Source organism: Streptomyces bullii (genome assembly GCF_042657145.1).
Classification (GTDB): domain Bacteria; phylum Actinomycetota; class Actinomycetes; order Streptomycetales; family Streptomycetaceae; genus Streptomyces; species Streptomyces bullii.
In genome coordinates this window covers 192,116-213,445 of record NZ_JBHSNY010000015.1, presented here as the reverse complement: position 1 = coordinate 213,445, position 21,330 = coordinate 192,116, and the positions used below count along the sequence as shown (strand labels likewise).

Here is a 21,330-nt window from a genome sequence, read left to right as displayed (position 1 = left end):
GCCATCGGTCCCCGAGCCGGCGGCATGGTTGGAACCTCAGGAGGATCCTGACATGTCCGAATCGTCAACCGCCCCGGTGGGTGGCTGTACGGAGCCACGCACCGGCATATCGGAGGCCGAGGTCGAGGCCCTCGTCCGGGGCATCTGCTTCAAGACCGGGCCGCCCCGCCGCCTCGGAGTCGAGGTGGAATGGCTCGTCCACGAGCTGCGCACCCCGCAGCTCCCCGTCACGTCCGAGCGACTCGAAGCGGCCTACGCCGCGCTGCGGACCGTGCCCCTGAGGTCGGCGCTCACCGTCGAGCCCGGCGGCCAGCTGGAGCTGAGCTCGCCGCCCGCCGCCTCCCTGATGGAGTGCATCGGTACCGTCTCCGCCGATCTCGACGCCGTCCGCGCGGTGCTGCGCGAGGACGATCTGACGCTCGTCGGCATCGGCCACGATCCCTGGCACACGCCCCGCCGGTTCCTGCGCGAACCGCGCTACGACGCCATGGAGACCTGCCTCGACCGCACCGGCCCGGCCGGCCGCGCCATGATGTGCGCCTCCGCCTCCGTGCAGGTGTGCCTGGACGCCGGGTGCGAGGAGCCCGGCCCGCTGGGCCACGTCCGGCGCTGGTGGCTGGCCCACCAACTGGGCGCGGTCCTGGTGGCCGCCTTCGCCAACTCCCCTCTGGCCGGTCACCGGCCGACCGGCTGGCTGTCCACCCGCCAGCTGAGGTGGGCGCAGATCGGCGCGGGCCGGGCGGGCGCACCGGTACTGGACGCCGACCCGCGCGGCGCCTGGGCCCGGCACGTCCTGGACTCGCCGGTGATGTGCGTCCGGCAAAACGGCGGGCCCTGGGACGTCCCGCAGGGGCTGTCCTTCCGGGAGTGGACCCGGTCGGGGTCGCCCAGACCGCCCGGCCGTGAGGACCTGGACTACCACCTCACGACGCTGTTCCCGCCGGTCAGGCCGCGCGGCCACCTGGAGCTGCGCATGATCGACGCGCAGCCCGGCGACGACGGCTGGATCGTGCCGCTGGCCGTGACGACGGCGCTGTTCGACGACCCGGAGGCCGCCGAGACCGCCTACCGGGCCGTGAAACCGCTGGCCGAGCGGGCCCTGGGACGGCCCGCGCCGCACAATCCGCTGTGGCGGGACGCGGCCCGGCACGGTCTGGCCGACCCCGAGCTGCACGAGATCGCCGTCCTTTGTTTCGCGGCCGCGCTGCGGGCCCTGCCACGGCTCGGCGCCACCACCGCGGTCACGGACGCCGTCACGGCGTACCGGGACCGCTACGTAGCCCGGGGCCGCTGCCCCGCCGACGACCTGCTGGACCGGCTGCGCGGCTCGGACCGCCCCGGGACGCGCCCGCACGGGAAGGACATCCGCCCATGACCGATCCCGCCCTCGACGCCGGCACCGACTCCCGCTCCGTCCCTGGCTCCGGCGCCGGCACCGCCGTCGACGCCGACGTCCTCCGCGAGCGCGCCCTCGCCTCGCTGACCACCGCCCGCGACCGCACCACCCTGCTGACGACCTGTGTCGACGGCCCCGAACTGACCGCCCAGCACTCACCGCTGATGTCCCCGCTGGTGTGGGACCTGGCCCACATCGGCAACCAGGAGGAGCAGTGGCTGCTGCGGGCGGTCGCCGGGCAGGAGGCGATACGCCCGGAGATCGACAGCCTGTACGACGCCTTCGAGCACCCGCGCGCCGAGCGCCCCAGGCTGCCGCTGCTGCCGCCCGACGAGGCCCGCCGGTACGCGGCCGAGGTGCGCGGCCGGGCGCTGGACGTGCTGGAGGGCACCGCGTTCCACGGGACGCGGCTGACCGAGGCCGGCTTCGCCTTCGGGATGATCGCCCAGCACGAGCAGCAGCACGACGAGACCATGCTGATCACCCATCAGCTCCGCAGGGGCCCGCAGGCGCTCACCGCCCCGGACCCGGACCCGGTGCCCCTGTTCACCGGCCCGTCCGAGGTCCTGGTCCCCGGCGGACCGTTCACGATGGGCACCTGCGACGAGCCGTGGGCACTGGACAACGAACGCCCCGCGCACCGGCGCGAGGTGCCCCCTTTCCACATCGACACCACGCCCGTCACGAACGGCGCCTACCAGGCGTTCATCGAGGACGGCGGCTACGACGAGTCACGCTGGTGGACGCCGGAGGGCTGGGCGCACATCCGGAAGCACTCCATCACGGCCCCGCTGTTCTGGCGCCGCGACGGCGGGCAGTGGCTGCGGCGCCGCTTCGGCGTCACCGAGGTCGTGCCGCCCGACGAGCCGGTGCTGCACGTGTGCTGGTACGAGGCCGACGCCTACGCCCGCTGGGCCGGACGCCGGCTGCCCACGGAGGCGGAGTGGGAGAAGGCCGCCCGCCACGACCCGACGGGCGACCGCTCGATGCGCTACCCGTGGGGCGACGCCGATCCGGCGCCGGACCACGCCAACCTGGGGCAACGGCACCTGCGCCCCGCCCCGGCGGGGAGTTATCCGGCCGGTGAGTCGCCGCTGGGCGTGCGGCAGTTGATCGGTGACGTGTGGGAGTGGACGGCGAGCGACTTCCTGCCGTACCCGGGGTTCCGGGCGTTCCCGTACAAGGAGTACTCGGAGGTGTTCTTCGGATCCGAGTACAAGGTGCTGCGCGGCGGTTCGTTCGCCGTGGACCCGGTGGCCTGCCGGGGCACGTTCCGCAACTGGGACTACCCGATCCGGCGGCAGATCTTCTCCGGGTTCCGCACGGCGCGCTCGGCGGAGGCGGTCTGATGTGCCGTCACCTCGCCTATGTGGGACCCGAGGAGCCGCTGGGCCGGCTCGTCGTGGAGCCGCCGCACGGCCTGTACCGCCAGTCGTGGGCGCCCCGGCGGCAGCGGTACGGAACGGTCAACGCGGACGGTTTCGGGGTGGGCTGGTACGCCGAGGGGGACCCGATGCCGGCCCGGTACCGGAGGGCCGGGCCGATCTGGGCTGACCTGTCCTTCGCCGACCTGGCCCGGGTCGTACGGACCAGCGCGCTGCTCGCGGCCGTGCGGGACGCGACGCTGTCGGGCGCCGATGCGGAGGCCGCGGCGGCGCCGTTCGCCGCGGGCCGCCGGCTGTTCAGCCACAACGGCGCCGTGCCGGGCTGGCCGGACACACTGGCCCCGGTGGCGAAAACCCTTCCGCCGGAGGACCTGCTGTCGCTGGAGGCCCGCAACGACTCCGCGTTCGTGTGGGCCCTGGTGCTCGCCCGGCTGCGCGCCGGCCAGGAGGACGGACAGGCCTTGGCCGACACGGTCCTGGAGGTCGCCGCGGCGGCCCCCGGAGCCCGCCTCAACCTGCTCCTCACCGACGGCGAGACCGTCACTGCGACCGCCTGGGGCGACACCCTGTGGTACCTGGCGCGGCCCGGCGGCGGCACCGTCGTGGCCTCCGAGCCCTACGACGACGATCCGCACTGGCAGGAGGTGCCCGACCGCACCCTGCTGGCGGCGAGCCGCACCGACGTCCTGCTCACCCCGATCGAGGTACCGCGCGATCCCGCCGAGGAGCCGAGCGACGACACGGCACCCGCACGACGCAAGGAGCCCTGTACGTGAGTCCGTTCCATCTCACCCGCACCCTGCCCGAGGACGCCACGGACGCCGCGCTGCGCGCCGACGTCCACCGGGGCCTGACGTCCCGCCCCAAGACGCTGCCGCCCAAGTGGTTCTACGACGCGCACGGCAGTGCACTGTTCGAGCGGATCACCCAACTGCCCGAGTACTACCCCACACGCGCCGAGCGGGAGATCCTCGTCACCCGCTCCGGCGAGATCGCCGCGGCCACCGGCGCCCGCACCCTGGTGGAGCTGGGCTCCGGCTCCTCCGAGAAGACGCGGCACCTGCTCGACGCGCTCACCGAGCTGCGCACCTACGTCCCCGTCGACGTCAGCGAGAGCGCCCTCACCCAGGCCGGGCGGGCGCTCGCCGCCGAGCGGCCGGGGCTCGGCGTGCACGCGCTGATCGCCGACTTCACCGCGGAACTGACACTGCCGGACACGCCGGGCCCCCGGCTGGTGGCGTTCCTCGGCGGCACGATCGGCAACCTGCTGCCGGCGGAGCGCGCCGCGTTCCTGGCCTCCGTCCGCGCCCTGCTCGCCCCGGGCGACGCCCTGCTGCTGGGCACGGACCTGGTGAAGGACGAACGGGTCCTGGTCCGGGCGTACGACGACGCGGCCGGGGTGACGGCCGCGTTCAACAAGAACGTCCTGGCGGTGATCAACCGGGAGCTGGGCGCCGACTTCGAGCCCGCGGCCTTCGATCACGTGGCGCTGTGGGACGCCGAGCACGAGTGGATCGAGATGCGGCTGCGTTCCCGCGCGGCGCAGACGGTGAAGGTGCCCGCGCTCGGCCTCGCCGTCGACTTCGCGGCGGGCGAGGAGTTGCGCACCGAGGTGTCGGCGAAGTTCCGGAAGGAGGGTGCGCGGGACGAACTGTTCGCCGCCGGCCTGGACTTGGCGCACTGGTGGACGGACCTAGAGGGCCGTTTCGCGCTGTCGCTGAGCATGGCGCGCTGAGCGTCCGGGGCCCGTCGGCATGGCGCCCCCCACGGGTGCCGGGCGGGTCGCCCGGCCCTGCGCGGCTCCGGGCCGCCGAGGCGGGGCGACCCCCGGCCGGGCGGGACGTCTCGCGCTCGGCCCCGGCTTGGGGCACGGTGGAGTGACGCGTGACACACCCGTCACAGGCATCGTCACAGGGAGTGGAGCACCCGCATGTCGAACCACATCTACCGGGTCACGGAGATCGTCGGCACCTCGCCCGAGGGCGTCGACCAGGCCATCCGCAACGGGATCGAGCGCGCCTCGCAGACGCTGCGGAATCTGGACTGGTTCGAGGTCACCCAGGTACGGGGCCAGCTCGACAACGGCCGGATCGCGCACTGGCAGGTGGGCCTGAAGGTCGGGTTCCGGCTCGAAGCGACGGAATGACAGGTCCCGCGGCCCCGACGACCCCACGGTCCCGACAACCCCCAGATCCCGACGCCCCCCCGTGGCCCCGGTGAGCGCTACGGCCCTGGTGACGGCCGCGGACCCGGACCGCCGCGGCCCCGACGACCCCACAGGTCCCGACGCCCCCGCGTGGCCCCGGTGACCGCCGCGGCCCTCAAGGCCCGCTGACGCGGTCACCCTCAGGTCCGCCCCTCCCGCTCCTGCGCCACCTTCAGGTCGGCGGAGGGCGTCGCCCAGCGGGCCCGCAGGACGGTGAAGCCCGCCCGTTCGGCGTCCGCGCACACGAGCTCGTCGTCGTCCACCAGGACGCGGATCTCGCGGGTCCTGGCGAGGCGGCGCAGGATTTCCAGTTTGGTGAACCGGGCGGGCCTGCGGTCGGCGTCCCGCCGCATGTACACGCGGCCCTCTGGCAGCCCCTGGGCGGCGAGCCAGTCCAGCGTGTCGCGTCGGCAGCGCTCGGGCCGCCCGGTCAGATAGACGACCTCGCACTCCCGCGCGCTCTCCCGCGCCAGCGCGACGCCCTCCGGGATCGGCGGATCCTGCGGGGCCGCCGCGAAGAACCGGTCCCAGTCCCTCGGCCGGCGCTCCAGGAACCGCTGCCGGTGCGCGGTGTCGGCGAGGGTGTTGTCCAGGTCGAAGACGGCGAGGGGCGCCTTGCTGGTGTCGGTCACACCACTCACCCTAGAGGCTCGCACCGGACCGCATGCGATCGAAAGTTTTCGGACAGTCCGGCCGAAGGAACGGTCCGGACCGTGCACCGGCGGCCCATTTCCCGCAGGCCGCGCGACAGCGAGAACGCACGGCCGGGGGTCCGAACGAGCCAACGGCGCCCGTGCATTCGGGGGTCCGGTTGATAGTTCAAAGATACCGCTGCCATACTCCGGCTTCCGGCCTTCTCCGTCACCCGCGGACGAAGGTGCGGGGCTCACCACACAGAACCCCGAGGCCGCTCCATGCGAATGCGAAAAGAGAGGGTTTCGCATTCACGAGTCCCCCACACAGCCCGCATCCACCGTGTGTCCGGCACGCCCGCACCCGCCCGGGAGCTGGACGAGCGTCGGCTCGAAAGAGCCGAGTGCGCGGCATGACGCAGCAAAGAAGGTGCGCTCTTGCCCGAATTCTCACCGTGGTCCGACAACTCATTCACCCAGCACGCCCGAAATGCCGAACCGGCACCCCCGCCCCGTATAACGGACACCCCCGAATTCCGGTCGCTGCGTCACTCCCAACTCCGGTTCGGAACCCGCGCGACGGCCCTGTCCGTCGGCGGCTTCCTGCTGTACGTCCTGCTGTCGAGTTTCGCCCCGGGCGTCATGAACCAGCCACTGCTCGGCCGACTCACCCTCGGACTGACCCTCGGTCTGGGGCAGTTCGTGGTGATGGCCGTGACCGCCTGGTGCTACGTCCGGCACATGCGTACCCGGGTCGACCCGCTCGCCCGCGGTCTGCGGTCCCGCCTCCACCACCATGAGCAGCCCGAGACCCACGCGCACGCGGCGCACCCGGGCCGCGCGGCCGACCAGACCGCCCAGCACGCCCCGAGGGGGTTCCGCACGTGGTGACCGTGTCCGCCGGTGTCGTCGACCGGTTCAGTCTCCAGCTGACCTTCGTCCTGTTCCTGTCGGTGGTCGTCGTCACCCTGTTCATGGCGCTGCTGACGGCTCCGCAGCGCGACGAGATCAGCGAGTTCTACCTCGGCAACCGCACCATGTCGCCGCTGCGCAACGGCCTGGCGATGTGCGGGGACTACCTGTCCGCCGCGACCCTGCTGGGCAGTACGGGCCTGGTCGCGCTGACCGGGTACGACGGGCTGATGTACCTGGGCGGCACCACCGTCGCCTGGATGATGGTGCTGCTGCTGATCGCCGAACCGCTGCGCCGGGCGGGGAAGTTCACCCTCGGCGACACGGTGGCCCTGCGCCTGCCCCGGCGGCAACGGCCGGTGCGGATCGCGCTGGCGGTGTGCATCCTGGCCATCGCGACCCTCTACCTGGTGGCCCAGCTCGTGGGCAGCGTGGCCCTGCTGACCCAGTTCACCGGCGAACCCAGCGCCACCACACGCACCTTGTGCGTCGTGGTGATCGGCACCATCGTCATCGTGTACGCCTCCATCGGCGGCATGCCCGGCGCCACGGTCATCCAGATCATCAAGGCCGTGATGCTGGTGCTGGGCGTGACGGTCACGGCGGCGCTGGTGCTGCACCGCTTCGACTGGAGCCCGGACGCCCTGCTCGGCGCGGCGGCCGACCGCAGCGGCCTCGGCACACGGTTCCTGGAACCCGGACTGCGCTACGGCGGCACCACCGCCAGCAAGCTGGACTTCTTCAGTCTGGAGCTGGCCATCGTCCTCGGCCTCGCGGCCCTCCCCCACGTGCTGATGCGGCTGCTCGCCCCGCGCAGCGGCGGTGTTCTGCGCTCCTCGGTCGTGTGGGCCATCGGCCTGGTCGGCCTGGTCTGCTTCGCCGGCGGCATCCTCGGCCTCGGCGCCACCGCCGTCGTCGGCCGGGACACCATCGCCGGCACGGACCGCAAGGGTGACGCGGCCGTCCTGCTGCTCGCGCACGAACTGGGCGGCGGCCTCCTCACAGCCCTGCTGTCCTGCCTGGCCTTCGTCACCCTGCTCGCCGTCGCGGCCGGCCTCACCCTCGCGGCGGCCTCGTCCCTCGCCCACGACCTGTACGCGGAGGTGATCCGCAAGGGCCGGGCGAGCGAGACGGAGGAGCTGACCGTGGCCCGCCTGGCGGCCGTGGTCATCGGCGTCCTCGGCATGCTGCTCGCGCTGGTGTCGTGGGGCGCCAACACCGCGACGCTGGCCTTCCTCGCCTTCGCCATCGCGGCCTCCGCGATCCTCCCGACCATCGTGTACACGCTGTTCTGGCGGCGGTTCGCGGCACAGGGCGCGCTGCTGAGCCTGTACGGCGGCCTGCTCATCTCCGTGCTGCTCGTGGTGTTCTCCCCCGTGGTCTCCTCCACGCCGGGCTCGTTCTACCCGGACGCCGACTTCGCCTGGTTCCCCCTGCAGAACCCGGGCATCGTCTCCATCCCCGCGGGCTTCCTCCTCGGCTGGCTGGGCACGGTGATGACGAAGCATCAGGAGGACGACAGTGCGGAGCAGCACGCGCGGTTCGAGGTCAAGATGCTGGTGGGCGCCGAGGACTGAGACCCCGCGCACCGCACCCCCGTGGCCGGCCGTGCACCCGTACCCCGCATGCTTCTGTCATGTCTCCTCGTAGGATCACGGTCGGCGCCGCCCGAGAACTGCCCTGCACGCTCGTCGTCTGCCGGGGCTGCTGCTGCGGCAACCGCCGCAAGCACCCCGGCACCGACCACGCCGGCCAGGTGGACCGGCTGCGCGCGGCGGCGGCCGAGCACGGCTTCCGCGTCCGTACGACTGACTGCCTCGGCCCGTGCGACCAGGCGAACGTCATCGTCGTGACGCCCTCGGCCGCGGGGCGCCGGGCCGGCGGGCGGGCCACCTGGATCGGCTTCGCGATGGACGAGGACTGCACGCAGGACCTGGTGCGCTGGGCGGCGGCGGGCGGCCCGGGCGTCGCGGAGCCGCCCGTCACGCTGGCACTGCAGTTCGTCCGTGCGCCGCGCGGAACACGCACCCGCTCGCGGCGCTGAATTGCTCATGGGAACCATTTTCATATAGCGTCCTCGGTACCGTCCGACCGAGGAGGATCACCATGGCCGTTCCCAAGCGGAAGATGTCCCGCAGCAACACCCGTCACCGCCGCGCCCAGTGGAAGGCCGCCACGCCCACGCTGGTGCCGGTCACGATCGACGGCGTGCGGCACCTCGTCCCGCAGAACCTGGTCAAGGCGTACGAGCGCGGGCTGCTGCGCCCCGAGGGCTGAGCGCGGATGCCGTACGAGCGACTGCCCGTCACCGTGCTCTCCGGGTTCCTCGGGGCGGGCAAGACCACGCTGCTCAACCATGTGCTGTCCCACCGCGAGGGGCTGCGGGTCGCGGTCATCGTGAACGACATGAGCGAGGTCAACATCGACGCCGCCCTGGTGCGCGGCGGCGAGGCCGCCCTGTCGCGGACCGAGGAACGCCTGGTCGAGATGACCAACGGGTGCATCTGCTGCACCCTGCGCGACGACCTGCTCCAGGAAGTGGACCGGCTGGCCCGCGAGGGCCGGTTCGACCACCTGCTCATCGAGAGCTCGGGCATCTCCGAGCCGATGCCCGTCGCGGCCACGTTCGCCGTCGCCCGCGACGACGGCGCCACCCTGGGGGAGGTCGCTCTCCTGGACACCATGGTCACGGTCGTGGACGCAGCCGACTTCCTCACCGAGCTGGACAGGGGCGACGACCTCGCCGAGCGCGGCCTCGCCCCGTACGAGGACGACGAGCGCACCGTCAGCGACCTGCTCGTCGACCAGGTCGAGTTCGCCGACGTGCTCGTGCTGAACAAGCTCGACCTGGTCGACGGGGAGTCCGCGGCCCGGCTGCGGGCGGCGCTGACCCGCCTCAACCCCGCCGCCCGGATCGTGCCGGCCGTGCACGGCCGGGTGGACCCGCACCAGGTGCTCGGCACCCGCCTGTTCGACCTGGACCGCGCCCAGCAGGCCCCGGGCTGGGTCAAGGAGCTCAACGGCGACCACGTACCGGAGACCGAGGAGTACGGCATCTCCTCCACCGTCTTCCGCTCCCCACTGCCCTTCCACCCCGGCCGGCTGTGGAGCTTCGTGACCGAAGGGCTGGACGGCGGGGCGTACGGGCGGGTCCTGAGGTCCAAGGGTTTCTTCACGCTGGCGAGCCGACCGCGGGTGACGGGGCTGTGGTCGCAGGCCGGGTCCGTCGCCCGGTTCGAGCCGTCCGCCGCCCGTGACCATGAGGCGCCCGACGCGCAGGAGCTGGTGTTCATCGGGACCGGGCTCGACGAGGACGGCCTGCGCACCGCGCTGGGCGGCTGCCTGATGCGGCCCGGCGAGAGCGTCCCCGCGGACGACCCGTTCCCCGCGTGGGACACGTACGGCGTCGAGGACGCCTGCGAGCACGAGCACACCGCACAGGCTGCGCTGCCCGCTCACTGACCGGGGTGAGGAATGCCGTGGGCCCGCCGGTGTTGAACCCTGCATGAGCTCTGTGATCGCCGCGACCCGGTTCTCCGTCCTGGACCGCTCCCGCACCCGCGAGGGCCACACGAACGCCGAGGCGCTGCGCGACACCGTACGGATGGCCCAGGAGCTCGAGGGTCTCGGCTACCACCGGTTCTGGGTCTCGGAGCATCACGGCGTGCCCGGGGTCGCGGGGTCGGCGCCGACCGTGCTGGCCGCCGCCGTGGCCGCCGCGACCCGCACCATCCGCGTCGGCACCGGCGGGGTGATGCTGCCCAACCACCAGCCGCTGGTGGTGGCCGAGCAGTTCGGGGTGCTGGAGTCGCTTTTCCCGGGCCGGATCGACATGGGGCTGGGCCGGTCGGTCGGCTTCACCGACGGGGTGCGCAGGGCGCTCGGCCGGGACAAGGGCGACGCCGAGGACTTCGCGGCACGGCTTCAGGAGCTGCTCGGCTGGTTCCGGGGCACCTCGCCCACAGGCGTGCACGCGCGGCCCGCCGAGGGACTGGCCGTGCCGCCGTTCGTGCTGGCCATGGGCGAGGGCGCGGTCATCGCGGCACGGGCGGGCCTGCCGATGGTCATCGGCGACCTGCGCGACCGGGAGAAGATGCTGCGCGGTATCGACCGCTACCGGGCGGAGTTCAGGCCCTCCGCCTGGGCGAGCGAGCCGCACGTCGTGATCTCCGGGACCGTCGCGGTGGCCGCCACGCCCGAACAGGCCCGGCGGCTGCTGGTCCCGGAGGCCTGGTCGATGGCGTACTCCCGCACACACGGCACCTTCCCGCCGCTGCGACCGGCCGAGCGGGTGGAGCCCCGGACCATGACGGCCAAGGAGCGCGGCTTCTACGAGTCCGGGCTCGCCGGGCACGTCGCCGGCACCGAGGAACACGTGGCGCACGAGCTGGAGACGGTGCTGAAGGAGACGGGCGCGCAGGAGGTCCTGGTCACCACCAGCACGTACGACCGCGCGGCCCTGCTGGACTCCTACCGGCGGCTGGCGCGGATCTTCACACCTTAGGGGCCCGCATGCAATCGCCGGGCTTGTCCCCACACCGGCACCGGCACCGGCACCGGCACCGGCACCGGCACCGGCACCGGCACCGGCGGAGTCTCCCGCGCTGCGCCGCCCCCACGATCAAGGGAGTGGACGTCGACGTCCCCGGGACGTGATGACCGTGTTGACCGGCGTGCCGCGCCCACGACGGCATGGCCACCGAGCACGGGAGACCGGCGCCCTCCCGGCCGAGATGGCCCGGCCCGGCGCCGACGAGGCGCGGCGGTCCGCCGCCGGGTGGCTCGACGCGTACGCCAACTCCTCCACCGGTCGGTGCGCAACGACCGCGACGGTGCACCGCCGCCGCCCCGCTCGACGCCGCCGACAGCGTGAGCCACCTGCTGGAGCCGCTCCTCGGACCGAACCGGCGGCCGGGCCCGTACATCCAGTACCTACGGTGGGAACTGGCCCGCCACCCGCTGCCCGGCTGGGACACCGGCGCCCTCCTGCGGGCCGTGGACCGCGTCTCGGCCACCGGCGACGTGTCCGTGCAGCGCCGGCTCTTCGCCCGTGTGGAGAGGGTGGCGCGTCAGGCCGGGCACGGTGCGGTGCTGGACGACGGGGGCGGTGACCTGGAGCTGATGCGGCCGCGGTAGGACGGCCCGCTCGGCGGCCAGGGCCAGCAGGCGCCGGTCCGGGTGGCCGCCCGGTGGGATCGGGCCGTGCACCCGCACCTCGGCCACCAGGCCGTGGGCCGAGACCACCCGCCACAGCGAGGCCGGCAGGGTGTCGTCGCCGACGAAGGCGGCGGCCGTGCCGGGGGCGCCGTCGGCGCGGCGGTAGTGGATGCGGACGGGCTGAACGGGCACCCCCGCGTCCAGGGCGGCCTGGAACACGGCCCGGCGGAACGGTCCCTGCGCCCGGCCGCACCAGGTGCTGCCCTCCGGGAACACCCCCACCGCCTGCCCGTCGCGCAGCGCCCGGGCGATGCGGGCGACGGTCTCCGGCAGGGCGCGCAGCCGGTCGCGGTCGATGAACAGGGCGCCGCCCCGGGCGGCCAGCCGACCGGCCACCGGCCACCGGCGGACCTCGGTCTTGGCGAGCATCCGCGCCGGGCGGACGGCGGCCAGCAGCGGGATGTCCAGCCAGGAGACGTGGTTGGCGACCAGCAGCAATCCCCCGGCGGGGGCGGCGGCGCCGGTGACGCGGACCCGGACCCCGGCGGCCCGTACGATCCACCGGCACCAGCGCCGAACCAGCCAGGAGGGGATCCTCCCCCGCGAGCCGGGGGGCCGCCTGGCGAGCGGCGACAGCGCGATCCCGGCGGCGAGGAGGACGAGGACCGCCGTGAGACGCAGTACGGTCCGCGGTACGGTCCGTGTGCTCCCCGCCGGCTCCACGCACGCCTGCGGGGTGCAGGGCGCGGTGGGCAGCCAGACGCTCATCAGGCCGGTACGAGGGAGAGGAAGTGCCGCAGGTAGCGGGGGTCGACCCGGCGCATCGGCAACAGCACGTACAGGTCGGCGACCCCGAAGTCCGGGTCGTGCGCGGGCTCCCCGCACACCCAGGCGCCCAGGCGCAGGTAGCCGCGCAGCAGCGCCGGGAGCTCGGGGCGGACGGCGGGCGGAGCCTCGCCCGGGCCGCTGCCGGGCGCTTCCGGCGTCCAGGGCAGCAGGGGCCGTACCCGGTACTCCTCGGGCGCCAGGTGCTTGGCGCGCACCCGGTCCCACGTCGCTGACGCGAGCGCGCCGCCGTCGCCGAGCGGGAGGGAGCAGCAGCCGGCGAGCCACTCGTGGCCGCGGTCGGTCATGTAGCGGGCGATGCCGGCCCAGATGAGGCTGATGACCGCGCCGTCGCGGTGGGCGGGGTGCACGCAGGAACGGCCGACCTCGACGAGCCCCGGCCGGACGGCGTCGAGGGCACCGAGGTCGAACTCGCCCTCCGAGTACAGGCGTCCGGCGACGGCGGCGCGGTCCGGCGGGAGCAGCCGGTAGGTGCCGACGACCTGGCCGGTCACCTCCTCGCGCACCAGCAGGTGGTCGCAGTACGCGTCGAAGGCGTCGATGTCGTGGCCCGGCTGCGAGGCGGGCAGCAGGGCGCCCATCTCCCCGGCGAAGACGTCGTACCGCAGCCGCTGGGCGGCGCGGACGTCCTCCTCGTCGCGGGCGAGGCCGACGGTGTAGCGGGTGGGTGCGGCGGGGTGCGGGGGACGGTCGGCGGTCAGGACGCCGGTCATGGCACTCTCCTCAGTCACGGGCGAGGCGGCGGCAGACGGGAGCGGTGCGGTCTGCCGCACCTGTTCTTCCGACGCGGGCTGACCGGCGCGTGACCAGTGCCAGGAGCGGGGATGTGGGGTTGTTGAATGCCAGGGGCGTGCCCGGGAAAGCGAGACGGGACCGGGATGAGCACCACTCCCGGTCCCGCCCGTCCGCACCTTTCGGCGAACGTCTCCTGCGACCCGCGGGGGCGCGGGCTGTGTCGCTCCGCGGCTCCGCCGTGCGGGCGCGGGCCCGCCGTGACGGGCCCGCGGCCGTCGGCTACCGCTTCGCCACCTTCCGCGTGGCCCGCAGCCACTCCTTGTTCATGCCGGTGATGGAGGTCAGCGGAATGCCCTTCGGGCAGGCGGTCGCGCACTCGCCCGTCAGCGTGCAGCCGCCGAAGCCCTCCTCGTCCATCTGCGCCACCATGTCCAGCACCCGCGTCTCCCGCTCGGGCGCCCCCTGCGGCAGCACGTTGAGGTGGTTGACCTTCGCGGACGTGAACAGCATCGCGGCCCCGTTCGGGCAGGCCGCCACGCACGCCCCGCACCCGATGCACTCGGCGTGCTCGAAGGCGAAGTCGGCGTCGGGCTTGGGCACGGGCGTCGCGTGTGCCTCCGGCGCGGAGCCCGTCGGCGCCGTGATGTAGCCACCGGCCTGGATGATCCGGTCGAACGCCGACCGGTCCACCACCAGGTCCTTGATCACCGGGAATGCCGACGCGCGCCACGGCTCGACGTCGATCGTGTCGCCGTCCTGGAAGGACCGCATGTGCAGCTGGCAGGTGGTGGTGCGCTCCGGCCCGTGAGCCTCCCCGTTGATGACGAGGGAGCACGCGCCGCAGATGCCCTCGCGGCAGTCGTGGTCGAAGGCGACCGGTTCCTCGCCCTCCAGGATGAGCCGCTCGTTGAGGGTGTCGAGCATCTCCAGGAACGACATGTCGGGCGAGATGCCGTCCACCTCGTACGTGGACATGGTGCCGTCGGCGTCGGCGTTCTTCTGCCGCCAGACGCGCAGGGTGAGCTTCATGCGTAGCTCCGCTGGGTGGGGTGGACGTACTCGAAGACCAGGTCTTCCTTGTGCAGAACGGGCGCCTCGCCGGTGCCGGTGAACTCCCAGGCGGCGGCGTAGGCGAACTCGTCGTCCTTGCGGGCCGCCTCACCGTCGGGCGTCTGGGACTCCTCGCGGAAGTGGCCGCCGCAGGACTCGGTGCGGTGCAGCGCGTCGAGGCACATGAGCTCGGCGAGTTCCAGGTAGTCGACGATGCGGTTGGCCTTCTCCAGCGACTGGTTGAACTCCTCGCCGGTGCCGGGCACCTTGATGCGCCGCCAGAACTCCTCGCGGATCTGCGGGATCCGCTCCAGGGCCTTGCGCAGGCCGGAGTCGGTGCGGGCCATGCCGCAGAACTCCCACATCAGCTCGCCGAGTTCACGGTGGAAGGAGTCGGGGGTGCGGTCGCCGTCGACCGACAGCAGCATGTTGATCCGGTCCTCGGTCTCGGCCAGCACCTCCTGGACCACCGGGTGGCCGGCGTCGACCTCGTCCTTGTGCGGGTTGCGGGCGAGGTAGTCGTTGATGGTGGCCGGGAGGACGAAGTAGCCGTCGGCCAGGCCCTGCATCAGCGCGGAGGCGCCGAGCCGGTTGGCGCCGTGGTCGGAGAAGTTGGCCTCGCCGATCGCGAACAGGCCGGGGACCGTGGTCTGCAGGTCGTAGTCGACCCACAGGCCGCCCATCGTGTAGTGCACGGCCGGGTAGATCCGCATCGGCACCCGGTACGGATCCTCGTCGGTGATCCGCTGGTACATGTCGAAGAGGTTGCCGTACTTGGCCTCGACGGCCTTGCGGCCCATCCGCCTGATGGCGTCGGCGAAGTCGAGGTACACGCCCTGCCCTCCCGGGCCCACCCCCCTGCCCTCGTCGCAGACGTTCTTCGCGGCGCGGGAGGCGATGTCACGCGGTACCAGGTTGCCGAAGGAGGGGTAGATGCGCTCCAGGTAGTAGTCGCGCTCGTCCTCGGGGATCTCGTTCGGCGGCCGGTCGTCGCCCTTCGCCTTAGGCACCCAGATCCGGCCGTCGTTGCGCAGCGACTCGCTCATCAGCGTCAGCTTCGACTGGTGGTCGCCGGTGCGCGGGATGCAGGTGGGGTGGATCTGCGTGAAGCAGGGGTTGGCGAAGTACGCGCCGCGCCGGTGCGCCCGCCAGATCGCGGTCGCGTTGGAGTTCATGGCGTTCGTCGACAGGTAGAAGACGTTGCCGTAGCCGCCGGAGGCGAGGACGACGGCGTCCGCGAAGTAGGTGGAGATCCTGCCGGTGACGAGGTCACGGGCCACGATGCCGCGGGCCCGCCCGTCGACGACGATCAGGTCGAGCATCTCGGTACGCGGATGCATCTCCACGTTCCCGGCCGCGATCTGCCGGGACAGCGCCTGGTAGGCGCCGAGGAGGAGTTGCTGGCCCGTCTGGCCGCGGGCGTAGAACGTACGGGACACCTGCACACCGCCGAAGGAGCGGGTGTCGAGCAGACCGCCGTACTCACGGGCGAACGGCACGCCCTGGGCGACGCACTGGTCGATGATCTCGATGGAGATCTGTGCGAGCCGGTGCACGTTCGACTCGCGCGCCCTGAAGTCGCCGCCCTTGACGGTGTCGTAGAACAGCCGGTGGACGGAGTCGCCGTCGTTGCGGTAGTTCTTTGCGGCGTTGATGCCGCCCTGCGCGGCGATGGAGTGGGCGCGGCGCGGAGAGTCCTGGTAGCAGAACTGGACGACCTTGTAGCCCTGCTCCGCCAGCGTGGCACCCGCGGAGCCGCCCGCGAGGCCGGTGCCGACGACGATGACCGTGTGCTTGCGCCGGTTGGCGGGGTTGACCAGCTTGGCCTCGAAGCGGCGCTTGTCCCAGCGCTCGTGGATCGGCCCGGCCGGGGCCTGGGTGTCGGCGACGGGCTCGCCCACCGTGTAGTTCGTGTACTCAGAGGTCATGTTCAGCTCACCACTCCGGTCATGACGCCCACGGGGACGGCGATGAAACCGGCCGTGAGCAGCAGCGCGAGGACGTTGGCAGCGGCCTTCAGAGCGCGGTCGCGGGTGCGGCTGCCGACGCCGAGGGTCTGGGCCGCGCTCCAGAAGCCGTGCCGGATGTGCAGGCCGAGCGCGACCATCGCGACGATGTAAATGACGTTGCCGTACCAGGTGGAGAAGGTCTCCACGACGTTCTGGTACGGGTGACCGGGCTGGAATCCGGGGTGCACGGTCCCGGTGGTCAGGTCCAGCAGGTGCCAGACGATGAACAGGCCGAGGATGATCCCGCCCCAGCGCATGGTGCGCGTCGCGTAACTGGCGCGCGGCTTCTTGTGCACGTACTTGCTGGGCCGCGCCCGGATGTCGCGGCGGCTGAGCTGGTACGCGGACACGCCGTGGGCGACGACGGCGACGACGAGTACGACCCGGATGAGCCAGAGCGTCCACTCGTAGTGCATGAACGGCTCGCCGACGGTGCGCAGCCAGTGCGCGTAGCGGTTGAACTCGCCCGCGCCGAAGAAGATCTTCAGGTTCCCGATCATGTGGGCGACCAGGTACAGCAGCATGATCAGGCCGCTGACCGCCATCACTGCCTTCTTGCCGACGGTCGAGTCCCACACGGTGCGTGCCATGGACGGCCGTCGGTCCGTCCGCGTTGCCAGAGCCATGTCACAGCACGCTACGGCCGGAGGTGCTCATCGGTCCAAGACATGCTCCGGCTTGATTCCATAGGCAGGGACTATTGTGGAGGGGTGCAGTTCCAGCAGCTCCAGTACTTCGTGGCGGTCGCCGAGACCCGGCACTTCACCCGGGCCGCGGAGCTGGTCCATGTCGCCCAGCCGTCGCTGTCGCAGCAGATCCGGGCGCTGGAGCGGGAGCTCGGCGCCGACCTGTTCCTCCGGGCGCGCGGCAACATCACCCTCACCGACGCCGGAGAGGCCCTGCTCCCCCTGGCCCGGCGCATCCTGGCCGACGCGGACACGGCCCGGCACGAGGTGCAGGAACTGGTGCAACTGCGCAGGGGCCGGGTGCGCCTCGGTGCCACACCCAGCCTGTGCACGGGCCTGCTGCCGGACGTACTGCGCGCCTTCCACGACCGTTACCCCGGCATCCAGCTGCTGATCGAGGAGGGCGGCTCCCACGACCTGGTACGGCATCTGGCCCGCGGCGCCCTGGACCTGGCCCTGGTCGTCCTGCCCCTGCCCACACCGTCCCCCGCGCTGACCACGGTGGAACTCCTGCGCGAGGACCTGGTCGTGGTGTCCTCCCCCGACGCCCCGCGCCCCGGCCGGGGCCGGCGCACGGTCGACATCGCCGACCTGGAGGGCGAACGCCTGGTGATGTTCCGCCACGGCTACGACCTGCGCGAACTGACCGTGGCCGCGTGTCGCGCCGAGGGGTTCGAACCGGACTTCGCGGTGGAGGGCGGGGAGATGGACGCGGTGCTCGGTTTCGTACGCGCGGGACTGGGCGTCGCCGTCGTCCCCCGCATGGTCGCAGCCCGCTCCGGCCGCGGCCTACGGGTCACTCCCCTGACCCGCCCCGGGCTCCACCGCGCCATCGCCCTGGCCCACCGCAGCGATGTGGCTCCGCCTCGGGCCGCCCGGGAGCTGCAGCGGATGCTGCTGGAGCGGTGAGGCGCCGGCGCGCGGGCGGGACGACAATTCCGGTGCGTCCCGGGGGACCCGTCTACCTACTCTCTCTCCCTGTGAACGCTGGAACCCTGACGAACGGTGTTTGCGCTGGTTACGACCGGGGTTGGGCCGTGCGCGTAGCGGGCGGACCCTACAGGGGGCGAGATGGGGGCTCGCCCGTTCTTCGGCGGAGTGCCGAGGGGTGCGGCGCGGAGTCCTGGTGACACGCGGGGCTGCAGACCCCGGCGGACTTCCGGGGCGGAGCGCCGCCGGGTTCTGCGCGGAGCCCTGCCGGGGTTTGACCCGCCGGGGGTCTGGGGCGCGGGCCCGGCCGGGTCTGAAACACAGCGCAGCCGGGGCGCACAAGTGCGGCCGCGCTGGGGGTCTGGGGCGGAGCCCCAGGGCGTTCCTTTCAGGGCACCGCCTCGGCTGGGTGGGCAGCACGCCCCGGCGTCACCCCGTCGCGTCCACCAGGGCCAGCTCGTGCAGCCGCTCCGGTGGACCGGGGCGGGCGTAGTACCAGCCCTGGGCCGTGTCGCAGCCCAGTGTCCGGAGTTGTTCCGCCTGCGCGCCCGTCTCGACGCCCTCGACCGTGACCGCGAGGTCCAGGCTGTGGGCCAGCGACACGATCCCCTCGACGATCTTGAGGTCGACGGGGTCGGCGGGGAACTGCTGCATGCTCTGCGTGAAGGAGCGGTCCAGTTTGAGGATGCTGACCGGCAGCCGGCGGAGATTGGCCAGGTTGGAGTAGCCCGTACCGAAGTCGTCCAGGGCGATGTCGACGCCCATCTCCGCGAGGCGCCGCAACGGCTTGAGCAGGTCGTCGTCCGCGCCGATCAGCGCCGACTCCGTCACCTCCAGGCACAGCGCGTGGGGTTCCACGCCGGCGCGCTCCAGGATGTCGACGGTGTCCTGCACCAGACCGGGGTGGGTGAGCTGGCAGGGCGAGAGGTTGACGTTGATCCGCAGCGGGCCCAACGCCTCCGCGCCGCCGTGCAGTTCCCGCCACTCCCGGGCCTGCCGCACCGACTCCTCCAGCACCCAGCGCCCCAGCGGAACGATCAGCCCGGTGTGCTCGGCGAGCGGGATGAACCGGTCCGGCCCGAGCACGCCGTGCTGCGGGTGCAGCCAGCGCACCAGCGCCTCCGCACCCCGCACACTCCCGTCGCCGAGGTGCACCAGCGGCTGGTACTCGATGAAGAACTCGCCCCGCTCCAGCGCCGTCGGCAGCGCCGTGGTCAGCCCGTGCCGGGTGATGGCACGGGCGTCGGCCTCCGGATCGGCGAGCTCGAAGCGGTTGCCGCCCGCCGACTTGGCCCGGTACATGGTGATGTCGGCGCTGCGCAGCACCTCCGCGGGGCTGCGCTCCCCCGCCGGGCCCTCCACGATGCCGATGCTGCCGCGCACGGTCAGCTCCCGCCCGTCGACGCTGATCGGGGCGAGCAGCGCGTTCATGATGCGGGCCGCCAGCTCGTCGACCTTGCGCTGGGTGTCCGGGCCGGTCGTCAGCGCCACGAACTCGTCGCCGCCGAGCCGGGCGACCATCTCGCCGGGCGCGGTGGCACACGCCTGGAGCCGGTCGGCGACCTCGACGAGCAACCGGTCGCCGGCGGAGTGGCCGAGGCTGTCGTTGACGGTCTTGAAACCGTCCAAATCCAGGTAGCACAGGCCGAACCGCTGCCCTTCCCCGGCGCCCAGTGCCTTCTCCAGGCGCTCGAAGAAGAAGGTGCGGTTGGGCAGGCCGGTGAGCGCGTCGTGCGTGGCCTCGTAGCGCAGCCGCAGGTTGAGCAGCCGCCGCTCGGTGGTGTCCTCCATCAGGGCCAGCTGGTACTGCGGGTTGCCGTCGGGGTCACGCAGCAGGGAGACCGTCAGGTTGGTCCACAGCACCGTTCCGTCGGGGCGGTAGAACGCCTTCTCCACATGGTAGTGCTCGCGCTCGCCGCTGACGAGTTCGTCGTAGAGCCGCCAGGTCTGGGGCGCGTCGTCGGGGTGGGTCCACTCCCGGACGTTGCGGCTGCGCAGCGCCTGCTCGGTCAGGCCGAACATGCGCAGCATCGCGCCGTTGACCTGCAGGATGTTGCCCTCCAGGTCGGCCATGCCGATGCCTATGGCCGCGCCCTCGAAGACGGCGCGGAAACGGGCCTCGGTCGCGTGCAGCGCCTGCGCCACCACGCCCTGCGCCTGAAGGGCGGCCTGGGCGATGGACTCCTGCTCGGCCAGTGTCCGCTGGCGCAGCGCCCCGGCGAACCCGGCGGCCATGGCGTGCTGGAGCCGTGCGCAGCGCGCCCGCAGGTCCTCCTGGTCGCCGTCGCCGCCGCAGTAGAGCACCAGGTACGCGTCGACGCAGTCCAGGGTGCGGCTGAGCGCCTCCGGGTCGGTGCAGTGCGCGGCCACCAGCCCGGCGCCCACCGCCCTGCCCTCCTCCGCGTCGAAGGACCTGGCCGCAAGCGCCCGGCTCAACCGCCGGGCCAGCGGCAGCAGCTGGTCCTCGAACTGGGGCCGGGTCGACGACGTCGAGGTGACCGGGTACACCGCCCGGCTCCAGATCGTGGCGAACCGGCGCAGTCTGTCCTCCGGCCCGTCCGGCTCCGCGATCACGCCGTACGCCCCACGCCCGCGAAACCGGAGAACGCGTACGGATCCTCGTCCTCCGGTGTGGTGTCGGGCCGCCAGTGCGGCATCGGCACCAGTCCGGGTTCCACCATGTCGTACCCCTCGAAGAACCGCGCGATCTCCTCGCGCGAGCGCATGATCAGCGGATTGCGGACGTCCTTGTACACGTCCACCGCGCCCTCCGCCCGCTCCTGCGGCAGCGGGATCCCCTCGTACGAGGCATGCGTGAGCACGAGCAGGCTGCCGGGCGCGAGCGCGTCGCGCAGCTCGGCCACCGCGCCGTACGGGTCGTCCGCGTCTTCCACGAAGTGCAGTATGGCAACGAGAAGCAGCGCCACTGGCCGATTCAGGTCGATCAGCCGCCTCACCTGGGGGCTGTTGAGGATTTCCTGGGGCTTGCGCAGGTCCGCGGCGACGATGTCCGCGTCGTCGTTGCCCTCCAGCACCGCCTGGCTGTGCGCGACGGCCACCGGGTCGTGGTCGACGTACATCACGCGCGCGCCGGGGCTGGCCGCCTGGGCCACCTCGTGGACGTTGCCGAAGGTCGGGATGCCCGAGCCGATGTCCAGGAACTGGGTGATGCCCTCGTCGGCCGCGAAGCGCACCGCGCGGCGCATGAACGCCCGGTTCGCCTGCATGATCTTGGGGAGTCCCGGCATGAACTGCATGGCCTTGCGGGCCGCTTCCCGGTCGACCTCGAAGTTGTGCGAACCGCCCAGGTAGTAGTCGTACATCCGGGAAACGCTCGGCACCGTGATGTCGATGCTCCGTGGGGCCCAGGCGGGACGCTCCATCTA

At 72.6% G+C, this 21,330-nt stretch carries 20 protein-coding genes; 12 read left to right on the top strand and 8 right to left on the bottom strand.

All coding sequences use genetic code 11. The features are described from left to right. Positions 1-52: 52 nt before the first annotated feature. The 5 genes from egtA (at position 53) to ACFPZJ_RS35535 (ending at position 4,927) form a co-directional block, all read left to right on the top strand. Positions 53-1,375: an ergothioneine biosynthesis glutamate--cysteine ligase EgtA gene (egtA, locus tag ACFPZJ_RS35555; protein ID WP_381030529.1), complete on the top strand. Its 1,323-nt coding sequence runs from the start codon at positions 53-55 to the stop codon at positions 1,373-1,375. After that, positions 1,372-2,745: an ergothioneine biosynthesis protein EgtB gene (gene egtB / locus ACFPZJ_RS35550; RefSeq protein ID WP_381030527.1), complete on the top strand. Its 1,374-nt coding sequence runs from the start codon at positions 1,372-1,374 to the stop codon at positions 2,743-2,745. Before egtA ends, egtB begins: the two co-directional genes overlap by 4 nt. Further along, positions 2,745-3,557 carry an ergothioneine biosynthesis protein EgtC gene (gene egtC / locus ACFPZJ_RS35545; protein ID WP_381030525.1) on the top strand — a complete coding sequence of 271 codons (813 nt, stop codon included), beginning with the start codon at positions 2,745-2,747 and terminating at the stop codon, positions 3,555-3,557. Before egtB ends, egtC begins: the two co-directional genes overlap by 1 nt. After that, positions 3,554-4,516 carry an L-histidine N(alpha)-methyltransferase gene (gene egtD, locus ACFPZJ_RS35540; protein ID WP_381030522.1) on the top strand — a complete coding sequence of 321 codons (963 nt, stop codon included), beginning with the start codon at positions 3,554-3,556 and terminating at the stop codon, positions 4,514-4,516. Before egtC ends, egtD begins: the two co-directional genes overlap by 4 nt. Before the next feature lie 195 nt (positions 4,517-4,711). Then, on the top strand, positions 4,712-4,927 hold the full coding sequence (locus ACFPZJ_RS35535; protein WP_381030520.1) for a dodecin: 216 nt from the start codon (positions 4,712-4,714) through the stop codon (positions 4,925-4,927). A gap of 200 nt (positions 4,928-5,127) precedes the next feature. On the opposite strand, the gene ACFPZJ_RS35530 is transcribed toward ACFPZJ_RS35535, so the two are convergent. Then, entirely contained in the window at positions 5,128-5,619 is a 492-nt protein-coding gene (locus ACFPZJ_RS35530) for a phosphatase domain-containing protein (protein WP_381030517.1), read from the bottom strand. Positions 5,620-6,057: 438 nt separating this feature from the next. Between ACFPZJ_RS35530 and ACFPZJ_RS35525 the strand changes: the two genes are divergently transcribed. The 6 genes from ACFPZJ_RS35525 to ACFPZJ_RS35500 all read left to right on the top strand — a co-directional run bounded on the left by ACFPZJ_RS35525 (position 6,058) and on the right by ACFPZJ_RS35500 (position 11,035). Beyond that, on the top strand, positions 6,058-6,510 hold the full coding sequence (locus ACFPZJ_RS35525) for a DUF485 domain-containing protein (RefSeq protein WP_381030514.1): 453 nt from the start codon (positions 6,058-6,060) through the stop codon (positions 6,508-6,510). Further along, positions 6,504-8,108 (top strand): sodium/solute symporter, encoded by a 1,605-nt coding sequence (locus ACFPZJ_RS35520; RefSeq protein WP_381030511.1) that lies wholly within the window; start codon positions 6,504-6,506, stop codon positions 8,106-8,108. Before ACFPZJ_RS35525 ends, ACFPZJ_RS35520 begins: the two co-directional genes overlap by 7 nt. A gap of 59 nt (positions 8,109-8,167) precedes the next feature. Further along, positions 8,168-8,575 (top strand): (2Fe-2S) ferredoxin domain-containing protein, encoded by a 408-nt coding sequence (locus ACFPZJ_RS35515; protein ID WP_381030509.1) that lies wholly within the window; start codon positions 8,168-8,170, stop codon positions 8,573-8,575. Positions 8,576-8,637: 62 nt separating this feature from the next. Further along, the gene (rpmF, locus tag ACFPZJ_RS35510) at positions 8,638-8,808 is read left to right on the top strand and encodes a 50S ribosomal protein L32 (RefSeq protein ID WP_095750490.1); all 171 of its coding nucleotides are present in this window, start codon (positions 8,638-8,640) and stop codon (positions 8,806-8,808) included. A 6-nt stretch (positions 8,809-8,814) separates the two neighbouring features. Beyond that, positions 8,815-9,993 carry a GTP-binding protein gene (locus ACFPZJ_RS35505; protein WP_381030506.1) on the top strand — a complete coding sequence of 393 codons (1,179 nt, stop codon included), beginning with the start codon at positions 8,815-8,817 and terminating at the stop codon, positions 9,991-9,993. 43 nt (positions 9,994-10,036) lie between these two features. Further along, positions 10,037-11,035 (top strand): LLM class flavin-dependent oxidoreductase, encoded by a 999-nt coding sequence (locus ACFPZJ_RS35500; protein WP_381030503.1) that lies wholly within the window; start codon positions 10,037-10,039, stop codon positions 11,033-11,035. 428 nt (positions 11,036-11,463) lie between these two features. Here the strand turns inward: ACFPZJ_RS35500 and ACFPZJ_RS35495 are convergent, their stop codons facing one another. From ACFPZJ_RS35495 to ACFPZJ_RS35475, 5 genes are all read right to left on the bottom strand, one after another. Beyond that, positions 11,464-12,456, bottom strand: coding sequence for a lysophospholipid acyltransferase family protein (locus ACFPZJ_RS35495; protein ID WP_381030501.1), 993 nt, complete (start codon positions 12,454-12,456; stop codon positions 11,464-11,466). Next, positions 12,456-13,247 (bottom strand): GNAT family N-acetyltransferase, encoded by a 792-nt coding sequence (locus ACFPZJ_RS35490; protein ID WP_381030498.1) that lies wholly within the window; start codon positions 13,245-13,247, stop codon positions 12,456-12,458. Before ACFPZJ_RS35490 ends, ACFPZJ_RS35495 begins: the two co-directional genes overlap by 1 nt. Before the next feature lie 301 nt (positions 13,248-13,548). Next, a complete protein-coding gene (locus ACFPZJ_RS35485; protein ID WP_381030495.1) occupies positions 13,549-14,298 on the bottom strand; it encodes a succinate dehydrogenase/fumarate reductase iron-sulfur subunit in 750 nt (249 codons plus the stop codon). Beyond that, a complete protein-coding gene (locus tag ACFPZJ_RS35480; RefSeq protein WP_381030493.1) occupies positions 14,295-16,247 on the bottom strand; it encodes a fumarate reductase/succinate dehydrogenase flavoprotein subunit in 1,953 nt (650 codons plus the stop codon). The genes ACFPZJ_RS35485 and ACFPZJ_RS35480 overlap by 4 nt, the downstream gene beginning before the upstream one ends. A gap of 2 nt (positions 16,248-16,249) precedes the next feature. Then, on the bottom strand, positions 16,250-16,918 hold the full coding sequence (locus tag ACFPZJ_RS35475) for a succinate dehydrogenase (protein WP_381030490.1): 669 nt from the start codon (positions 16,916-16,918) through the stop codon (positions 16,250-16,252). A gap of 120 nt (positions 16,919-17,038) precedes the next feature. Here ACFPZJ_RS35475 and ACFPZJ_RS35470 point away from each other — a divergent pair, with 120 nt between their 5' ends. After that, on the top strand, positions 17,039-17,923 hold the full coding sequence (locus tag ACFPZJ_RS35470; RefSeq protein WP_381030488.1) for a LysR family transcriptional regulator: 885 nt from the start codon (positions 17,039-17,041) through the stop codon (positions 17,921-17,923). Between the two features lie 450 nt (positions 17,924-18,373). On the opposite strand, the gene ACFPZJ_RS35465 is transcribed toward ACFPZJ_RS35470, so the two are convergent. Further along, complete coding sequence (locus ACFPZJ_RS35465; RefSeq protein WP_381030486.1) at positions 18,374-20,518, bottom strand: putative bifunctional diguanylate cyclase/phosphodiesterase; 2,145 nt, start codon at positions 20,516-20,518, stop codon at positions 18,374-18,376. Then, complete coding sequence (locus ACFPZJ_RS35460) at positions 20,515-21,327, bottom strand: SAM-dependent methyltransferase (RefSeq protein WP_381030484.1); 813 nt, start codon at positions 21,325-21,327, stop codon at positions 20,515-20,517. Before ACFPZJ_RS35460 ends, ACFPZJ_RS35465 begins: the two co-directional genes overlap by 4 nt. Positions 21,328-21,330 lie beyond the last annotated feature (3 nt).

What these genes read in the sequence shown, in the direction of transcription:
- egtA (WP_381030529.1), top strand. Translation starts at nt 53, where the DNA reads ATGTCCGAATCGTCAACCGCCCCGGTGGGTGGCTGTACGGAGCCACGC.
- egtB (WP_381030527.1), top strand. Translation starts at nt 1,372, where the DNA reads ATGACCGATCCCGCCCTCGACGCCGGCACCGACTCCCGCTCCGTCCCT.
- egtC (WP_381030525.1), top strand. Translation starts at nt 2,745, where the DNA reads ATGTGCCGTCACCTCGCCTATGTGGGACCCGAGGAGCCGCTGGGCCGG.
- ACFPZJ_RS35535 (WP_381030520.1), top strand. Translation starts at nt 4,712, where the DNA reads ATGTCGAACCACATCTACCGGGTCACGGAGATCGTCGGCACCTCGCCC.
- ACFPZJ_RS35515 (WP_381030509.1), top strand. Translation starts at nt 8,168, where the DNA reads ATGTCTCCTCGTAGGATCACGGTCGGCGCCGCCCGAGAACTGCCCTGC.
- rpmF (WP_095750490.1), top strand. Translation starts at nt 8,638, where the DNA reads ATGGCCGTTCCCAAGCGGAAGATGTCCCGCAGCAACACCCGTCACCGC.
- ACFPZJ_RS35505 (WP_381030506.1), top strand. Translation starts at nt 8,815, where the DNA reads ATGCCGTACGAGCGACTGCCCGTCACCGTGCTCTCCGGGTTCCTCGGG.
- ACFPZJ_RS35500 (WP_381030503.1), top strand. Translation starts at nt 10,037, where the DNA reads ATGAGCTCTGTGATCGCCGCGACCCGGTTCTCCGTCCTGGACCGCTCC.
- ACFPZJ_RS35495 (WP_381030501.1), bottom strand. Translation starts at nt 12,456, where the DNA reads ATGAGCGTCTGGCTGCCCACCGCGCCCTGCACCCCGCAGGCGTGCGTG.
- ACFPZJ_RS35490 (WP_381030498.1), bottom strand. Translation starts at nt 13,247, where the DNA reads ATGACCGGCGTCCTGACCGCCGACCGTCCCCCGCACCCCGCCGCACCC.
- ACFPZJ_RS35485 (WP_381030495.1), bottom strand. Translation starts at nt 14,298, where the DNA reads ATGAAGCTCACCCTGCGCGTCTGGCGGCAGAAGAACGCCGACGCCGAC.
- ACFPZJ_RS35480 (WP_381030493.1), bottom strand. Translation starts at nt 16,247, where the DNA reads ATGACCTCTGAGTACACGAACTACACGGTGGGCGAGCCCGTCGCCGAC.
- ACFPZJ_RS35475 (WP_381030490.1), bottom strand. Translation starts at nt 16,918, where the DNA reads ATGGCACGCACCGTGTGGGACTCGACCGTCGGCAAGAAGGCAGTGATG.
- ACFPZJ_RS35460 (WP_381030484.1), bottom strand. Translation starts at nt 21,327, where the DNA reads ATGGAGCGTCCCGCCTGGGCCCCACGGAGCATCGACATCACGGTGCCG.